The organism is Microcoleus sp. PH2017_34_RAT_O_A (assembly GCF_020737885.1).
Lineage (GTDB): Bacteria > Cyanobacteriota > Cyanobacteriia > Cyanobacteriales > Microcoleaceae > Microcoleus.
The window spans coordinates 1-15,481 of record NZ_JAEQDD010000069.1 but is presented as its reverse complement, the minus strand read 5'-3'; the positions used below and the strand labels follow the sequence as shown (position 1 = coordinate 15,481).

Sequence of the window (15,481 nt, the reverse complement as noted above, 5' to 3'; positions counted from 1 at the left end):
TATACCAATACGGTTTACTGATATAGCGCCCTGGGGTAAAATCCTCTGAAAAATAGATACGGAGATTGCTTTCATAAAAGATCGCAAAAGCTAACGTTCCTATCTTCGGACAATCTTAAGTAAACCATATTGGGCTATATATACTTAAATTAATACCTATTTAAAAAAATATTGATATCAATTATTATTGATTGTCGATAAATTATCTGTCATTTGCATAACTCCGGCTGGAAACCATACTGTGCCCTTGGCATAAAGATGAGATGCTATAATTTCGGTAGTAGCAATATTTTGTATATAGCGGATCAAGCGAAAGATGGGTACGTTGTTGGGAAGAAGGCCCTATACGTTTAAGCGGTTATGTAAGCTATAGCGGATCAAGCGAAAGATTCGCGGACGTTGTTGGGAAGAAGGCCCTCTTAATTTCAGTGGTTATATAACCTGTCAGTCATACCTCACCTTTTTGAGAAAGGCTATATCATTCATACCTCATCTTTTTGAGAACGGCTATAATTGGTATAAATTCAACAGGAAAACTGCCAAAGATAACTCAGTTAAAATTCTCCGTTACCTTGAACAATTTCTTTAATTGTTGTCAGCGTATCTAGCCCTATCAATCCCCGACGATAGCCTTTTTGGTTGGACATTCCCAGAAAAATTGCATCTCCCCGATTTTGATAGCGCCAAAACCGAGGGGAGGCATTAATAAAAGTTGAGGCGCTGTTCACATCCAGAGCAAATTGGCGGCTTTCTAAATAAGATTCAGTGGCGATGGCGTCAGCGTGGCCGCTGCTGTAGCGGTTAATCCAGCCGATCGCAATTTCCAAACTATCAACAACTTTAAACGCGATGGTTTTGTTTAAATACGGTTGAGTCCACTCGTAGGGTTCCGCCAGCTTCAAGTCTGGGAAATCTGCGACAAGATCCGCATCTGCGGCAATTTGAAAGCCTTTTTCTTTTAAGCTGTTCCACAGCCTGACTAAGGAAGAATGCTTTTGGTTGCGATCGATCAATACTTTCTCGATCGCGTTTACCGGATCGGGCACACTTTGATGGCTGTCCAAAATCATCCACCTTGCCATCTCCAAGCTACCAGTCGGCGACCAATAAAGGTAACAATTGCCCATTGCCGATCGCAACACCGGTGCTGTACAAAGCCTCACCACTTGCTGTACCAAACTCGGCCTGCCGTAGGGAATAATTAAATTGAGATATTGGTCTTGAGTGACCAAATCGCGGATCGAAGCGCCCCGATCCGGTGGCAATACCTGCAAACATCCTGACGGCAAACCGACCTCATCGATCGCCGAAACCAAAGCTTCTCCAATTACAGCATTAGTTTGCCAGCTTTCGCTGCCACCTTTGAGAATCAAGCTGTTAGCGCTTTTGAGACACAAACCGGCCGCGATCGCCCCCAACTCGGGAAACGCCTCGTAAATGAGCGCGATCGCCCCCAGCGGCAACGATTGACAGTACACCTGACAGCGATCGACTTGATAAGAAGCATTGATCACCCTGCCAATTGGATCTGGCATTTCCCCCAAGCGTTGCAAAATTTGGACAGTTGTCTTGATCCGTTCCGGCGTCAGCTTCAGCCAGTCCACAATCAAGTCGGGAATCGCCATGTCGCGACTCGCTTCTAAATCCAGAGTATTGGCTTCTAAAATGTCATTTTGTCGGCGTTTGAGTGCGATCGCCATTGCCTGCAAAGCGGCAGCGCGATCCGTACTTTTGGTTGCCGCCAATTCCAAAGAAGCCTGATAAGCGCGGCGGGCGACATTGGCCCCCTCTGATGAATGACTAAAATCCTCTATTATCATTTAACTAACGCCTGTAAGCCAGCCATACCATTAGCGCCGGCAGCATTGCTAACAGCACAGCGACCATTGCCCACAGAATAATATTCGGGCCCGGAGAGTGCAGCGCCAGGGGCAACCAAATCAATAGCGGCACCAAAATCATCCCCAGGGCCAGCGGCAAGTAGTGCGCCTTCAAACCCGGATGTGCCCTGTGCCACTGGTGCCCCGTCCACCGCCAAGCCTGCTTGTAAGGATAGTTCGTTGATAGTTGCTCGATGACGTGTCCGTTTTCCTCCAATACAAATATTTGCTGACAGCGGTTGCAGCCAAAGGCTTCTGTCAGCGTTATGGGTACGAGACGGCCGCGGCGCCGGCAAGGGCACGGGTACTCATCGTTTAAGTCAATTTTGGGAGCTTTTTGAGATGGCACGAGCGATCGGATAAAAAAAGCGTTTTTGCAAAAATAATCGTTAACATATCCATTTAATCAAACTTTTGATACTCCCGAACCCGAGTCATAGACGGGGATTCTTGAATAGTCCAAAGTCGGGCTTGTCTTCGGCGTTATCAAGCCACCGCTACTAACTCAGTTTGAATTTCTTCAAACATTCCGTATACTTTTGTTTTTTTTTATTTCGTCCTGCCATCACTAGCCAACAGGTACGGTAGGCTCAACATCCTGCCATTATTCGCAATGAGAGCTGTTTCGGATATGGGCCGAATATGCCCGTTGCAGGGATTGCTCCCAACTCAGGATGTTTCAACACGCAGGTGGTTATTCTTACTCGATATTTTTGATGATAACATCAACTTTTGATTAACTCTGTAAAAAATACCTAAAGAAATCTTCAAGACGGTTGAAACCGCTATCGAATTTCCCCATACCTAAAGTCAGGAGCTTGAGTCTCGCTTCCCGGTCAATTCTCCCCAGTCGAGGCTTTTAACTGCCTGTTCCGATCGCCCGCCCGATCGGCTATTGTGACTTGCCAGTTATCCAATCAATTTTACCACTAACTTAGGTGTTTTCAACAACCGTTAGGAGTATATGCGATATCTTCTCGCTATACTTTCCGGCTTAGTCTTCCTGGTTTTCTTGATTTTTAAAAGCGGGTGACGCGATTCGAACGCGCGACATTCACCTTGGCAAGGTGACGCTCTACCACTGAGCTACACCCGCATTTGCTGCGGTATTAATAATATTGCCTCACTGCTCGGAATTTGTCAAGTGTTTTTTGTAAGTTTTTTTCATAAACTCGCTGGGGCGCACCCGAATGCCTCACCCCGCCTGAAATTGCAGCAAGCAGATTGTTAAAAAAATCAGTAATTGCAGTGCTTTTGACCGCGATCCGCCGAGGGCAAAGCTACAATCAAGCTGCAATTGTGGGAGAACACTGCTCATGTCAGACTTAAATCGCGGAATCATGAAGTTCAAGGGAGCTGACAGCCCGATCGCGATCGCCATTTCAGCGATCGTCATTGCTGGAGGCATCGCCGTCTTAATCTGGTGGGCGCTGCAATCAGCCTACGCCTTCAGCTAACAGACTGCTCAAACCTAAAAATTAGAAAGCTTTTGTCAGAAGACAGAATTTAAGCAAATTCTGTCTTCTGTATTTTTTTGCCCTCAGATAGCACTTGCCAAACAGTTGTACGGTGCTTATCCTGGTCTTGATAACGGTTTCAAACTCGTAACTTAGTTAATATGCGATCGACTGTCTTAACCGTAGCTCTTCTGTGTTTAGCCACCCCTGCTTTTGCTACCACCTGCGAGGAAAGCTTCCAAAAAAAGGGAGACTTTTTCAATGGCGCTGCATTTTCTGCGCGCGTTCAGGTTGAAGGGTTAACGGTAGAAAAAGCATTTTCCCAATTGCGACCCATTTTAGCTCGCGAGGGCATCAAGACTGTTAGCACTGATGTAAGTATGGGTACCATGAAAGCGGAAAATCCCGCAACCGCATTTCAGCGTGCTTTGCCGATCGATGTATTTGCCTCACAGGATGGCAACCTGTTAAATGTAGAGATGATCTTTACCATTCCGAGTGGGGTGGGTGCAAGCAGGGATACCGTGAAAAAATACTTGTGTGGCGCCCTCAATCAATTACTGCCCAAAAGTACCAGTACAAGGACTTCTGCGACACTCCAACTAAGTTCAGCATTGGATTAATTCGATCGCTCTTCTTGAAACTATCTGCGTTAATCTGCGTTAGTCCGTGGTTTTCTGTTCCTGCATCAACGCTTAAAATATCATCGCGGGCGATCGATCTGCTTCATTCGATCGCCCCTTCCCCATAATATTTATCCCAAATCTGCGATCGCACTCCTAAACGAGCTGAGCTGCTTCAGATTTTCCCGATCGATTTCCCCGAATAATTACTTTTGTAGTATACTTGTAATTCAAGCGCCATCGCGCGCAGTTATCAGACTCAAGTGTTTGCAAGGGTTGTATCGCAACAGAAATTTATGGCAAGTTTTCGGGACATCCTTAAATACTACACCCGCTACAGTCAAATCTCAGTTCTCAGCATCGGTGCATCCAGCCTGTTTGCGATCGCGGATTTAGCTGTGCCCTACGCGATTGGGCAACTCTTAAATGTATTGTCGGGTCAACCTCCAGACATAATAACGCAAAAATCGATCGCAGCGATCGCCTCACTGACCCAGCAGTCACCCAGCAAGATATTATCGCTATCCGTCTTGCTGGGCTTGATTTTTGTGGTAACAGTCGTCAAAGCACCCATAGAACTTTGGATGGGAAATTGGTTCCATTGGGTAGTACCCTTGAGAGCAAGGCGGGATTGGATGAAAGGAGCGATCGGCAAAATGCTCACCTTACCCTTAGAATTCTACGACGAAAACAACGCCGGTCGGATTTCCAGTCGCATCGCCAAAGGCATCGCCAACCATACTTGGACATACCCAGAAATTGCCGCTGAATTCATCCCAGAAGTCGTCCGCTTAATCGGCATCTTTGCAGTTATTTGGTTAATTGAATGGCGCATCGGCTTATTAATTTCAATTTCCTTCGTATTTATCCTCAGTTTCACCCTCAAAGGCCTCCAAGGGCTGACTCGGCGCGAAGAAATTCTGGATGAATACATCGAAGATACCGAAAGTCGCAACTCAGAAATTATTACAAACATCAAAACAGTCAAAGCTTTTGCCACTGAAACAAACGAACTAAAAAAGCAAACAACCAGACTCGATCGCGAGTTGAAAGTTGTAATTCAACGCATTCACAAAGGATACGTCATCCTGGGGACATACCGACAAGCAATCGTCCAGCTTTGCCTGTTTTCAGTTCTCGGTTTTAGTCTAGCAGCAACAGTCGCAGGTAAAATATCTCTGGGATATTTTGTTACGGTTTACACCTTGGCAAGTATGGCCTATTCGCAACTGCGCCCGATTAGTATTATCGCCGAATTATTTGCCCGCCGCTATTCTTCAATGATCCGCTTCCACGAGTTTATGCAGTTACCAGACGGTATTGATGCGGTGAATTTAGCAACTGAAAATGCTGTATCTGCTTCGTCTTATAGATTTAGCGGGAAAATTGAGTTTTGCGGGCTGACATTCGGGTACGATCGCGAAAAGCCAGTTTTGCAGGATATCAATTTATTGATTCATCCCCGTCAAACCATAGCATTAGTCGGGCGATCGGGTTCCGGGAAATCAACATTAGTGAAACTGCTGTTTCGATATTTTGAGCCTAACTCCGGCCGCATTCTGATCGACGGCGAGGATATTTCCAGTTTAAATGTCACTGGCTACCGCAAGCGTTTAGCCATTGTCCACCAAGAAGTAGACGTTTTTAATGGCACTTTGCTGGATAATTTGACATACGGCAACCCGAAAGCAACTTTCGCGCAAGTTGAGGAAGCTTGTCGCATCGCCAGAGTTGATGAGTTTGTGAACTTGTTGCCCCAAGGTTACTATACCGTTGTCGGGGAACGGGGAATGCGGTTATCTGGCGGTCAGCGGCAGCGGTTGGGCATTGCTAGGGCACTGTTGGTGGAGCCGGACGTGTTAATCTTTGACGAAGCTACTTCTAGTTTGGATTATGAGTCGGAGCGATCGATCCAGCTAGCCATGCAGAACATCTTGGGTACGCGCACCACCATAATTATCGCCCACCGCCTGAGTACAATTCGCGAAGCCGATGCGATCGTCGTACTCGACGGCGGTAAAATCGTCGAAGTTGGCAGCCACGACGAACTCTTGAACCAAAAAGGCATTTACCGCCGCCTGCACTCCCTGCAAGAAACTGGCGAATTAGTAAATTAGGAATTCCCACTGAACCCAGACTTCCGGTGCTATAAGAATCCTAGACACACAGGTGGCCAGAAACCTGTTTTTTAGCAAAATATTCCTTGTAACCTGTTTCTTGTAAGGTTCGTAGTGCGGACTTCAGTCAGCTTTCCGTTCGTAGTGCGGACTTCAGTCAGCTTTCCGTTCGTAGTGCGGACTTCAGTCCGCTTTCCGGCGGAGGACTTACAGGCGCGAACTGTTTTTGTTATGGTAATCGATCGGACGCGACATGACTTATGTGTTCAGTCTTGAATGATTAGAGTTTTAAATGTCATGTTGCAAAAAAAGAAGAATCTGCTAGGATGTTTAACTGTGGGTACAAATGGGTCGGTGCCCGAGCGGTTAATGGGGGCGGACTGTAAATCCGCTGGCTACGCCTACGCTGGTTCAAATCCAGCCCGGCCCACCACAATTCACATAAAAGTTAAAAATCAACAATTAAATTTTTTAATGGGAAGTTTTTAATTTTTTACGCCCGTATAACTCAGTGGTAGAGTACCTCCTTGGTAAGGAGGAAGTCATGAGTTCAAATCTCATTACGGGCTTGGCTTTCTAAGACTTATGCCTTGACATTTTTAGAATATCAGCTAATCCCGATTAACGTTTTTCGATAATTTTGTTTATCAGTTTAACAAAAAAAAGCATAACTGCCCCTAATGTTAAGATTTATCAGAAAACTGGGTTGAAAACCCCGTCCTTTTAGGACAGCTTTAATTTCTAGGATCTATTCCTAAAAAATTGCGTAAACTAGAAAGAAGTATAGTATACTATAATAGTCAAGGTTAAACTCCTTTACCATCGTGAAACAGTTAAGACACACTTTTAGGTATAAACCGGGGGACGCAGAGCAGCGAAAACTCTTAAAACAGCTAAAGGGTCAACGCATCCTTTTTACCAGTAAAAACAAAGAACTTTCTTGATTTGTTAAGTAGGGTAGGGCATACCCAAACTCTAGGCTTGTATCCTAGTACGCTTTTGGAGATAGACCCTCTGGGGTTGCTGTGAGTTAGGCTCGTCAATTTGTACTATTGTACGGTTGAAAGGTTTAAGAACTGCCGCAAGGACATGGCGCTTAAAGGTCAGTCGATGAATTAAGAATCCCCACACCTTTAGGTTGGGGAGTGTCAAATCCCGTCTTCGTAGGTTGCCCCTAGGGTTTTTTATTTCATAGCGCCCAATAGCCGATGTAGAGGTTAGATGTCGGTTAACAGTTCGGTGATTTTGTCAGGGCTGACGCTGTAGATGCTAGCCGTATAAGCAATCATTTTAGCGTCAGCCCCTAGTTGTTTAAGCACCTTGATAGCAGAGTTTAGTGGAATAGCTTGGTTGTCTGACTTGGTTAGTAAGTCAATAGTGGTCTGGGTAGTCTGTCGTCTTTTATAAACTGTGTCATTCATTGTTGGGCTATGACCTAAGCTCATAGCGCGAGTTTCAAGACTTATCCCGCTCATCATTCCATTAAGATTACTCAGGTGTCGTAATGCGTGAGTCTGGGTAAACTTGCTCCAACTTTCTAAGCGGTCACGAGCCGATTTGTTGTATTTTCCGACTATTGTATTAGGGTTAGTTGAAACCAGGTTGAGTTCCGGCAGTTTGGCTGACTTGATTTCTAGTTGCTCTATCAAGTTAGCGTGAGTAGGGGGTAACAACGGAATAGTCAAGCGGTAGCCTGTTTTGGTTGTGGTATTCAGTGCAGTTTTATCCCCTACTACGGCAATCATTTTTGTGTTTATAGGGTCACTCAATGCGGGGATAGTAGCACCATCTTTGGTTTTAAACGGTTGGTTTACGTTCTGAATGGCAAACACTTCATGCACTCGCAGACCGTACACTATCTGCATTGAGAACACCCATAACCAAGCTTTTCGAGATTCTAAATGGTATCGCTTGTCATTGGCGGGAATATTTAGTACGTCGTTGCGTAGTTGCAAGAAATCCTCAATTGATACAGCTTGCAAGTCATCACGATAAATGGTTTGCTTGCCGTCAATATTGCTTAACTCCTCACGCAGTCGAGAGTCGCCAATAGTTTCGGCAAGTTTTTTCATCACGGACAAACAGGTCTGACGAGTTTTACTACCTGTTTTCTTGCTGTTAATAACTGACATTACGTCGGTGAGGTTTACTATTGTATCTTGCGGTAGCAGCTTGTAATATTGCCCGTATGCGTCATACCAGATAGATAGATGCGAAGCATTTTCTTTGTCTCGCTTCTGACGCTTTTTAGTGTATCCGTCCCAGTATCCGGCTTCTACTTTTGCGATCGCCTCACCAAACGTTATTAGGTCATTCCTGACGACGTTCTTTCCTAAGATTACATCGTCGTACCAACTCCAGAACTCTGTCTCGCTAGAAAGTGATTCTAGCGCGGTAGCGACTAGATGCGCTTTCTTCAGAGCGTCGGAGACACCCTGCATCGTCAGATTGCACCCACAGGACTTGTTGAATGGTTTGTCACCCAGTTTGAATTGGAGGGTGATGTAAGACCCCTTAGCTTTGCTATCTTTCTTCAACGCTACCACTTTGGGGCTTTCTTTTTGTGCCTCCTTCAGATAATCCAGAACCCGCTCATAGCCAATTAGGTAGTCTCCCCAGGTGCTAACGGTGACTGATTTAGATTTTTCGCTCATTTTTCGCTCATTTTTCGCTCGTTGAGTCTGCTTGTTGTCTACAGCTTACAGCGAAGAACTCGTTTTTCAATCAGATGCGGAAACAAGTCTTCTGAGATGAGCGATATATGGGCTGGAATGTCGTAAACTCATTAATTAAGTGAGGGGGTGCAATTCAAATCTCGCCAAGGGCTGGGAGTAAATTATCTCATAAAAAAAATATATGTGGTTGAATTGCGTGTTCAACCACCAATTCTATTTTTTAAGAGTAGCTTGCAAATAAACCAACGGATCTTCAGCCACCCAACCAGAACCAGAATTGTACCGAACTTCAAAATGCAAGTGAGATTGCGGAATATCCCGTTTTCCCGTCATCCCCACACTTCCCAAAACTTCTGGCGATCGCACTTTTTGACCGACTTTCACCGCAATATCTCTTACATGAGCGTAGCGCGTTTGCTTCCCCGCTTGATGGTTCACGACAACTAAATTCCCGTAATCTCCCTGCGGCCCGGCAAAGGCGACAGTCCCTCCGCCCGCCGCCAAAACCTGCGTACCCTCCGCCGCCAAAAAATCTACACCGCTGTGGAAAAAAAACTCACGACGTACCGGATGCCACTGCCGCCCGAAACGCAAACCTTCCACCGCTGGGGCGGGGAGCGGGAAGCCTTGCACCAACGATGTTGCATCGGGATTTACCGAAGGTACGATCGACCTATTCACCTTTGGTACAAACACCGTTTGTCCCAAAGACCTGCACCCATTCGCCTCAAATAGCAAATCTGCGGGGACTTGATAAACTTGGGCCAATTTTTGCCAATTCCAGCCCGCAGGTACTTCTACGAGCCTGCCATCGTAGGGAGGAATAACGATCGCACTTCCGGCACTAACTCGACCTCCCCGCAACATCGGATTTATCCCAATCAGCGCCGCTGTTGGCACATTGTACTGTCGCGCTATACTTTCTACCGTTTCGCCCTGGAGAGCGATGTGGCGGCGCGATCGAGCCAAAGCCGCCCCCAGGCAATCGCGGGCGGGGTTGGGGGTTTCTAAAGGTGCGCCGGGAGGAAGATTTGCCGCCGTTTTTTCAACAGGGGCGATCGAGCAAATCAGTGCAGAAATGACCCAAAATAGGCGTTTATAACTCATTGCGTACAGAAAAAAGTATTCATTTCGGACAATTGACAATTTTTTAGCCGAGTGAAAAGGCTTATTTGAAAACTCCAGCCGTACCCCAGACTGTAAATCCCAGGCTAAGCCAAGTTACGATGAGAAGAATTATTAGTTTTTGTCGTTTTTGGCAAATCAGGCAATTTTTGCCCGTGATGCCCCTGTTGTGCCTGCTTGCTAACAGCTATGTTCTTGAGGAAGTGGTACGCCCCGCCCCGCTTCCTTCCCGTCGCCAAGACAAAAATGCTTAATGCCGAACGTGTCTGCGGGGATGAGGTATTCAGCGGGAGTTGTTAAATATGAGTTTATCTTTTAAGCAGTTGACCCTTTATGTCACTTTGCTGTCTGTTGGGGGAGGCATCGGATGGTTGGGGAATCGCTATCTACAAGGCTCAAACAATCCAGAAACCGGATCAGTTTTGCCCGTGGTGCGCCAGCAAATCCCCTCCTATGTGTCTCCTCCTGTTCAGGAAAATCGCCCAGTCGATCGCAGCAATCCCAATTTTATTGCTGAAGCAGCCGAAAAAATCGGCCCTGCTGTCGTACGCATTGACGCCTCGACTAAGGTAACGAATCAAGTCCCCGAAGCTTTCAACAATCCTTTGTTTCGCCGGTTTTTTGGGGACAATTTGCCCAAGCCGGAAGAACGAGTCAAGCGCGGTACGGGTTCTGGGTTTATTCTCACTCCTGATGGCCGCATCGTGACTAATGCTCACGTTGTCTCCGGGACGGATACTGTGAAGGTGACGCTCAAAGACGGCCGCGAGTTTGAGGGTAAAGTGCAGGGCGTCGATCCGCTGACGGATGTTGCTGTTGTGAAAATTAATGCCAAGGAACTCCCGCAGGTGACTTTGGGTCGATCGGACAATATTGTACCCGGACAGTGGGCGATCGCGATCGGCAATCCTTTAGGTCTCGACAATACCGTGACTGTGGGCATTATTAGCGCCACGGGTAGAACCAGTTCCCAAGTCGGCATCCCCGACAAACGAGTCCGGTTCATCCAAACCGACGCCGCCATCAACCCCGGCAATTCAGGCGGCCCGCTACTGAACGACCAAGGCGAAGTAATTGGCATCAATACCGCCATTCGCGCCGACGCTCAAGGCTTGGGATTTGCAATTCCGATCGAAACCGCCAAACGAGTGTCAGATCAGTTATTCGCCAAAGGTAAAGCAGAACATCCCTATCTCGGCATTCAAATGCTCAGCTTGACTCCCGCCACCAAGGCAGAAGTCAACAAACAACTCGATAATAAAATTACGATCGATCGAGGCGTAGCCGTGACGAGAGTCGTGGAAAATTCCCCTGCCAAACAAGCCGACTTGCGCGCTGGAGATGTCATCCAAAAAATTGACGGAATTGCCGTCAACACTCCCGGGGACGTACAAGAACGGGTGGAAAACACTGCTGTGGGCAAAGAACTCGAAGTGGAAATTAACCGTTTCGGTCAAGTTCAGAAAATTAAAGTACGTCCGGGTGCTTTTCCCATATCGGGGAGTCCCACCGGTGGTTAAGGATCGCGAATTTAATAATTTACACATATTTGTGGGATGGGCGTCCCGCCCGTCCAGAAAGGACGGGCGGGACGCCCATCCCACAAGAACCATAAAAATTGTAAGTTATTTAATTCTCATTCCTAAGTTCAAGCGGTGGAGTTGAAAAATAAATCTGATGCTGGATAGTCCTAGACGCAGAAACCGGGTTTTGCCACCAAAATCCTCCGTGTATCGCGAGGAATATAGGATTAAAAACCCGGCTTCTTAATTCGCTGTCCGTCCAGGAATGTTTATTTTCTCAACAAGTTTCATCTTTCTGGCTTCCCCAAGCCGCCGCTCTTTGTTACTTTTCTTTGGTAGGGTTTGGTTGAATCGAACTCGTGCTTGCTAAATTTTCTTCTAGGTACATCCTCTGCTCCATTTGTCTCAGAAAATAGCCTGTCATCATCGCTGAAGCTAGCAAACCTGCTAAGTTTTCGCGGTCTGTGGTAATTTCGACGTTAAAATTCTCTGAAGGCAGGACGCCGACAAGTCCTTGAACGTTATGAGAGATAATTTCTCTGATTTCTGGGCTGGCGGACTTGGCGATGCGGGCTAGAACCTCCGGGGATTGGTGCTGGAGGTACTTCAGAAGTGGATTGACTGCGGTTTGTTGGGCATTGTTTTGGTCAAAGTCAGGGTGAAAAACCATTTGGCGATTCTTAATTTCTGGCTTGCTACATTCTACTTCAAACTACTCCTCATTGCTTGGGTACAAATTTGCCTGAAAGTCAAGTTGTAATTGTTTGGGCAATTGGTCTACTTGAAAATACCGGTGAAATTTTTCGGTAACTTGTAGCCAGTACGATCGCCCATCCGTTGGCTTTCGTTTCCGCACAAAACCCATTTCTACCAGTTCCTGTACTTGTTGGTAAGCCCCCGAACCCCGCAAATTCACTAAATCTGGCTGCGTGATGCCACCTTTGAGGGCGATCGCCGCCAGCGTCCGCAAAGCCCCAACACCTAATTCTGGGGGTATTAAAGTTTGCATTAAACTCGCAAACTCGTCTCTGAGTTGCAGGCTGTATCCCGTCGGAGTTTCGACGACTTCTAGGGCACTGTCGCGGTGGGAAGAGTCAGACATGAGCTCGATAATCGCGTCTTCGGCTTCGGATCGATCGCACTTAGCAATCTCGGCAATCTCTACCAGCGACACCGGCTGACCTTTTAAATAAAGTATGGCTTCTATTGTTGTGGCTAAACGAGTCATTGGGGAATTTGTAATTAGAAATAGAGACGGTGAGTGTTGAATTGAGAAGGATGGAGTTATCTAGGAGAACCGGAAAAAAGCAATTAGACATTAATCAATCTAACTGTCTGCCAGTCAGTTCTACAAATATATCCTCTAAATTAGAAGGACGAACCATCATACCAGTCTTATCCTCTTTCGCATCCAGATAAAAATTCGCTTCTTCCAAAGTCGGGAAAAACTTGTAGTCCCAGCGATCGCCTATTTGCTTCATCACCAACCCTTGACCGTGTTCTTGCCGCAGTTGCGCTAGCGTTCCCAATTGAATCAACTTACCGCCGTCCATAATCCCGATGCGATCGCACAAATACTCTACCTCATCCATATAATGCGTCGTCAACAGCATAGTCATCCCCTGCTTGTTCAAATCTAGAATAATTTCCCACAACCTGCGCCGCGTTTGCGGGTCTAACCCTACAGTCGGTTCGTCCAAAAATAAGATTTCCGGTTCATGCAAAAGCGATCGGGCAATTTGCAACCTCCGCTTCATTCCACCCGACAAAGTTTTGACTAAATCATCCCGTCTTTCTGCTAATTCTACATATCCCAACCACTGTTTAATCAACTGTTGCCGTTTCGGGTTGGGGATGTGGTGCATCCGCCCGTGAAACTCCATATTTTCCCATACAGAAAGCTCATTATCAACGCTAGTTTGTTGCAGCACAACGCCGATGGACTGTTTAACTTGCAAGCTTTGACGCATCACGTCATATCCAGCTACCTGAATTTGACCGCTGCTGGGTTTAGTCAGCGTAGTCAGCATCCGAATTGTCGTCGATTTTCCGGCACCGTTGGGGCCCAGGAGACCGAACATTTCTCCGGCTTCAATCGTGAACGAAAGGTTATTGACAACAGGAATTTTGTTGTAGATTTTGCAGGCATTTTGCAGGGAAACAGCGGCAGTCATAGGTATTTTTGTATCAATTATTGCGATCGATCTCTTGCTTGTGGGCCAGATTTTGCCTGGTCAATCAACCATAATACTTGTGGCGGGTTTACTAACAATCTCAGATTCACATCCACAATAATATCTATCAACCTGCCCCAACCAAACGACAAAATTTGATGGCGGGCAATTCAACAGACATGATATCATCTCTGGATGCAGCAACAAGTGCGATCGACTAAATTTTCTGGTAACACTCATCGTTAAAAATAGCATAAAAATTAGGTTTTTATGCTATTTTTAACGAAGAATCTTGTTAGGGCAACCAATCTGAGTCTCACCCTCAAATTAAAATCAGACTATTCATTACTCCAATCCTCGGACTTCTAGGTAGAGGTCGCTCTCAAACTGTCAACTGTCAACTGTCAACTGTCAACTGTTGAACGCTGGCATTACCCGCTTATTGCGGTTGAGTTAAGTCAGGGGTCAGTTCCACGATCCGCTTGTCAAGTTGGCGCGCGACTGAACTCATTGTTATAGCGGGTTTCTTGCCATCAACATACAGAATCATCAGATAACTTCCTATTTTTCCCCGTCGAAATACCGCGATTTCGAGATTCATCGTCACACCTTGTATTTTTCCTTGATTTGTCCACCCACGCGATACCTCCCCAATCTTTTCTTCTAAAGTTAAATTAGTAAGATTAGTAAATTGATATTCATTCTTACCACTACTGTTTAAACCTTTGGAGAACTCTTTAGCAAAAACATCTTCACGCATATCTGCGTCAAATTTAGCTCGCTCGATCTGGTTGGTCAGTTTTTGTGTAAATCCTAGGATTATTTGAAAATGCTGATCGTCGTTTTTGTTATAACCAAACACACTTGCTGGTTTCAATGTCTGGAGACCGCTGACCAGTTTTTGCATGGTCGGAAGTGGCATCTCTACAAAACCTGCGGGTAAGTCTTGTAAGGTCAGGACTAGGTTGGGCAAGTCCGCTGCGGGAGTTGGAATATCCGCAGATAGAGTATTGGGAAGAGAGCGAATTGGAATTGCGATCGACTCTTTGCCAAGCGCACTGGCCAATCCAGCACTAATGAGCAAACATACCAAGAACACAAGTTTTTTTTTCATTCTTATTGCGGTTGAGTTAAGTCAGGTTTCAGTTCCATGATGCGCTTGTCTAGTTGCCGCGCGGTCGAGCTACTTGTCATAGTGGGTTGTTTGCCGTCGAGATAGATAATTGCGACAAAACTTCCTATTTTTCCCCGCCGAAACAGCACGAGTTCGACATTGATGAGTAAACCTCGTATTTTTCCTTGACTTCTCCATCCACTCGATACATCGCCAATCTTATCTTCTAAACTTAAAGGCGTAGCATTAGCAAAATTAAATTCCTTGTTGCTACTGTTTAAACCTTTAGAGAACTCTTGTGCAACTTTCTCTTCACGGACTCCTGCATCAAATTGAGATCGATCGATTGCGTTGGGCAGTTGTGTTGTAAATCCCATGACTATTTGAAACTGCTGGTCATCACTCTTTTGATAGCCAAACACGCTTGCTGGTTTAAAGTCAGGCGTACCAGTGCCCATTCTTTTGAGACTCGCAGGTGGCATTTCTGTAAAACCTGCGGGCAAGTCTTGTAAAGTCAGGACTAAGCCGGACAAGTCTGCTGCGGGAGTTGGAATATCGGCAGACAGAGTATTGGGAAGAGAGCGAATTGGAATTGCGATCGACTTTCCGACAACTGCACCGCCCAATCCAGCACTAATTAGCAAACACACCAAGAACACAAGTTTTTTTTTCATTACTTTACCCTGTTGCGATTACCGCTCGTAAAAACATGGACAAAGCTACCCAAAAGTAGTCAATGTTAGACATCTACGTTAGTAATTTTAGTCCACAGTCCTAAAACTACAGGAATAAA

At 46.0% G+C, this 15,481-nt stretch carries 13 protein-coding genes and 3 tRNA genes; 6 read left to right on the top strand and 10 right to left on the bottom strand.

Annotated features, from left to right (window positions below; genetic code table 11):
• Positions 1-554: 554 nt before the first annotated feature.
• The 3 genes from JGK11_RS21590 to JGK11_RS21580 all read right to left on the bottom strand — a co-directional run bounded on the left by JGK11_RS21590 (position 555) and on the right by JGK11_RS21580 (position 2,976).
• A complete protein-coding gene (locus tag JGK11_RS21590; protein ID WP_293212808.1) occupies positions 555-1,820 on the bottom strand; it encodes a glutamate-5-semialdehyde dehydrogenase in 1,266 nt (421 codons plus the stop codon).
• Positions 1,821-1,824: 4 nt separating this feature from the next.
• Positions 1,825-2,229 carry a hypothetical protein gene (locus JGK11_RS21585; RefSeq protein ID WP_293186361.1) on the bottom strand — a complete coding sequence of 135 codons (405 nt, stop codon included), beginning with the start codon at positions 2,227-2,229 and terminating at the stop codon, positions 1,825-1,827.
• Between the two features lie 675 nt (positions 2,230-2,904).
• Positions 2,905-2,976 (bottom strand) — tRNA-Gly (locus tag JGK11_RS21580).
• Positions 2,977-3,196: 220 nt separating this feature from the next.
• On the opposite strand from JGK11_RS21580, the gene JGK11_RS21575 reads away from it, so the two are divergent.
• The 5 genes from JGK11_RS21575 to JGK11_RS21555 all read left to right on the top strand — a co-directional run bounded on the left by JGK11_RS21575 (position 3,197) and on the right by JGK11_RS21555 (position 6,646).
• The gene (locus JGK11_RS21575; RefSeq protein WP_293185447.1) at positions 3,197-3,337 is read left to right on the top strand and encodes a hypothetical protein; all 141 of its coding nucleotides are present in this window, start codon (positions 3,197-3,199) and stop codon (positions 3,335-3,337) included.
• 161 nt (positions 3,338-3,498) lie between these two features.
• Positions 3,499-3,960 carry a hypothetical protein gene (locus JGK11_RS21570; RefSeq protein WP_293185448.1) on the top strand — a complete coding sequence of 154 codons (462 nt, stop codon included), beginning with the start codon at positions 3,499-3,501 and terminating at the stop codon, positions 3,958-3,960.
• Positions 3,961-4,256: 296 nt separating this feature from the next.
• Positions 4,257-6,077, top strand: a complete 1,821-nt coding sequence (locus tag JGK11_RS21565) for an ABC transporter ATP-binding protein (RefSeq protein ID WP_293212806.1) — start codon at positions 4,257-4,259, stop codon at positions 6,075-6,077.
• A gap of 348 nt (positions 6,078-6,425) precedes the next feature.
• Positions 6,426-6,510: transfer RNA gene (locus tag JGK11_RS21560), tRNA-Tyr, on the top strand.
• A gap of 64 nt (positions 6,511-6,574) precedes the next feature.
• A tRNA-Thr gene (locus JGK11_RS21555) sits at positions 6,575-6,646 on the top strand.
• A 648-nt stretch (positions 6,647-7,294) separates the two neighbouring features.
• On the opposite strand, the gene JGK11_RS21550 is transcribed toward JGK11_RS21555, so the two are convergent.
• A complete protein-coding gene (locus JGK11_RS21550) occupies positions 7,295-8,731 on the bottom strand; it encodes a hypothetical protein (protein ID WP_293185451.1) in 1,437 nt (478 codons plus the stop codon).
• Between the two features lie 234 nt (positions 8,732-8,965).
• Complete coding sequence (locus JGK11_RS21545; RefSeq protein ID WP_293212804.1) at positions 8,966-9,859, bottom strand: M23 family metallopeptidase; 894 nt, start codon at positions 9,857-9,859, stop codon at positions 8,966-8,968.
• A 320-nt stretch (positions 9,860-10,179) separates the two neighbouring features.
• Between JGK11_RS21545 and JGK11_RS21540 the strand changes: the two genes are divergently transcribed.
• Positions 10,180-11,397, top strand: coding sequence for an HhoA/HhoB/HtrA family serine endopeptidase (locus tag JGK11_RS21540; protein ID WP_293185453.1), 1,218 nt, complete (start codon positions 10,180-10,182; stop codon positions 11,395-11,397).
• Positions 11,398-11,722: 325 nt separating this feature from the next.
• Here JGK11_RS21540 and JGK11_RS21535 read toward each other — a convergent pair whose 3' ends face one another.
• From JGK11_RS21535 to JGK11_RS21515, 5 genes are all read right to left on the bottom strand, one after another.
• Complete coding sequence (locus JGK11_RS21535) at positions 11,723-12,070, bottom strand: DUF760 domain-containing protein (protein WP_293185454.1); 348 nt, start codon at positions 12,068-12,070, stop codon at positions 11,723-11,725.
• Positions 12,071-12,112: 42 nt separating this feature from the next.
• Complete coding sequence (scpB, locus tag JGK11_RS21530; protein ID WP_293185455.1) at positions 12,113-12,628, bottom strand: SMC-Scp complex subunit ScpB; 516 nt, start codon at positions 12,626-12,628, stop codon at positions 12,113-12,115.
• A gap of 94 nt (positions 12,629-12,722) precedes the next feature.
• Positions 12,723-13,574, bottom strand: coding sequence for an ABC transporter ATP-binding protein (locus JGK11_RS21525; RefSeq protein ID WP_293212802.1), 852 nt, complete (start codon positions 13,572-13,574; stop codon positions 12,723-12,725).
• A gap of 439 nt (positions 13,575-14,013) precedes the next feature.
• On the bottom strand, positions 14,014-14,688 hold the full coding sequence (locus tag JGK11_RS21520; protein ID WP_293185457.1) for a hypothetical protein: 675 nt from the start codon (positions 14,686-14,688) through the stop codon (positions 14,014-14,016).
• A 2-nt stretch (positions 14,689-14,690) separates the two neighbouring features.
• Entirely contained in the window at positions 14,691-15,362 is a 672-nt protein-coding gene (locus JGK11_RS21515; RefSeq protein WP_293212800.1) for a hypothetical protein, read from the bottom strand.
• Positions 15,363-15,481 lie beyond the last annotated feature (119 nt).

Excerpts from the sequence above, each read along its gene's own strand:
- JGK11_RS21590 (WP_293212808.1), bottom strand. The coding sequence starts at position 1,820 with ATGATAATAGAGGATTTTAGTCATTCATCAGAGGGGGCCAATGTCGCC.
- JGK11_RS21575 (WP_293185447.1), top strand. The coding sequence starts at position 3,197 with ATGTCAGACTTAAATCGCGGAATCATGAAGTTCAAGGGAGCTGACAGC.
- JGK11_RS21570 (WP_293185448.1), top strand. The coding sequence starts at position 3,499 with ATGCGATCGACTGTCTTAACCGTAGCTCTTCTGTGTTTAGCCACCCCT.
- JGK11_RS21565 (WP_293212806.1), top strand. The coding sequence starts at position 4,257 with ATGGCAAGTTTTCGGGACATCCTTAAATACTACACCCGCTACAGTCAA.
- JGK11_RS21550 (WP_293185451.1), bottom strand. The coding sequence starts at position 8,731 with ATGAGCGAAAAATCTAAATCAGTCACCGTTAGCACCTGGGGAGACTAC.
- JGK11_RS21545 (WP_293212804.1), bottom strand. The coding sequence starts at position 9,859 with ATGAGTTATAAACGCCTATTTTGGGTCATTTCTGCACTGATTTGCTCG.
- JGK11_RS21540 (WP_293185453.1), top strand. The coding sequence starts at position 10,180 with ATGAGTTTATCTTTTAAGCAGTTGACCCTTTATGTCACTTTGCTGTCT.
- JGK11_RS21535 (WP_293185454.1), bottom strand. The coding sequence starts at position 12,070 with ATGGTTTTTCACCCTGACTTTGACCAAAACAATGCCCAACAAACCGCA.
- scpB (WP_293185455.1), bottom strand. The coding sequence starts at position 12,628 with ATGACTCGTTTAGCCACAACAATAGAAGCCATACTTTATTTAAAAGGT.
- JGK11_RS21525 (WP_293212802.1), bottom strand. The coding sequence starts at position 13,574 with ATGACTGCCGCTGTTTCCCTGCAAAATGCCTGCAAAATCTACAACAAA.
- JGK11_RS21520 (WP_293185457.1), bottom strand. The coding sequence starts at position 14,688 with ATGAAAAAAAAACTTGTGTTCTTGGTATGTTTGCTCATTAGTGCTGGA.
- JGK11_RS21515 (WP_293212800.1), bottom strand. The coding sequence starts at position 15,362 with ATGAAAAAAAAACTTGTGTTCTTGGTGTGTTTGCTAATTAGTGCTGGA.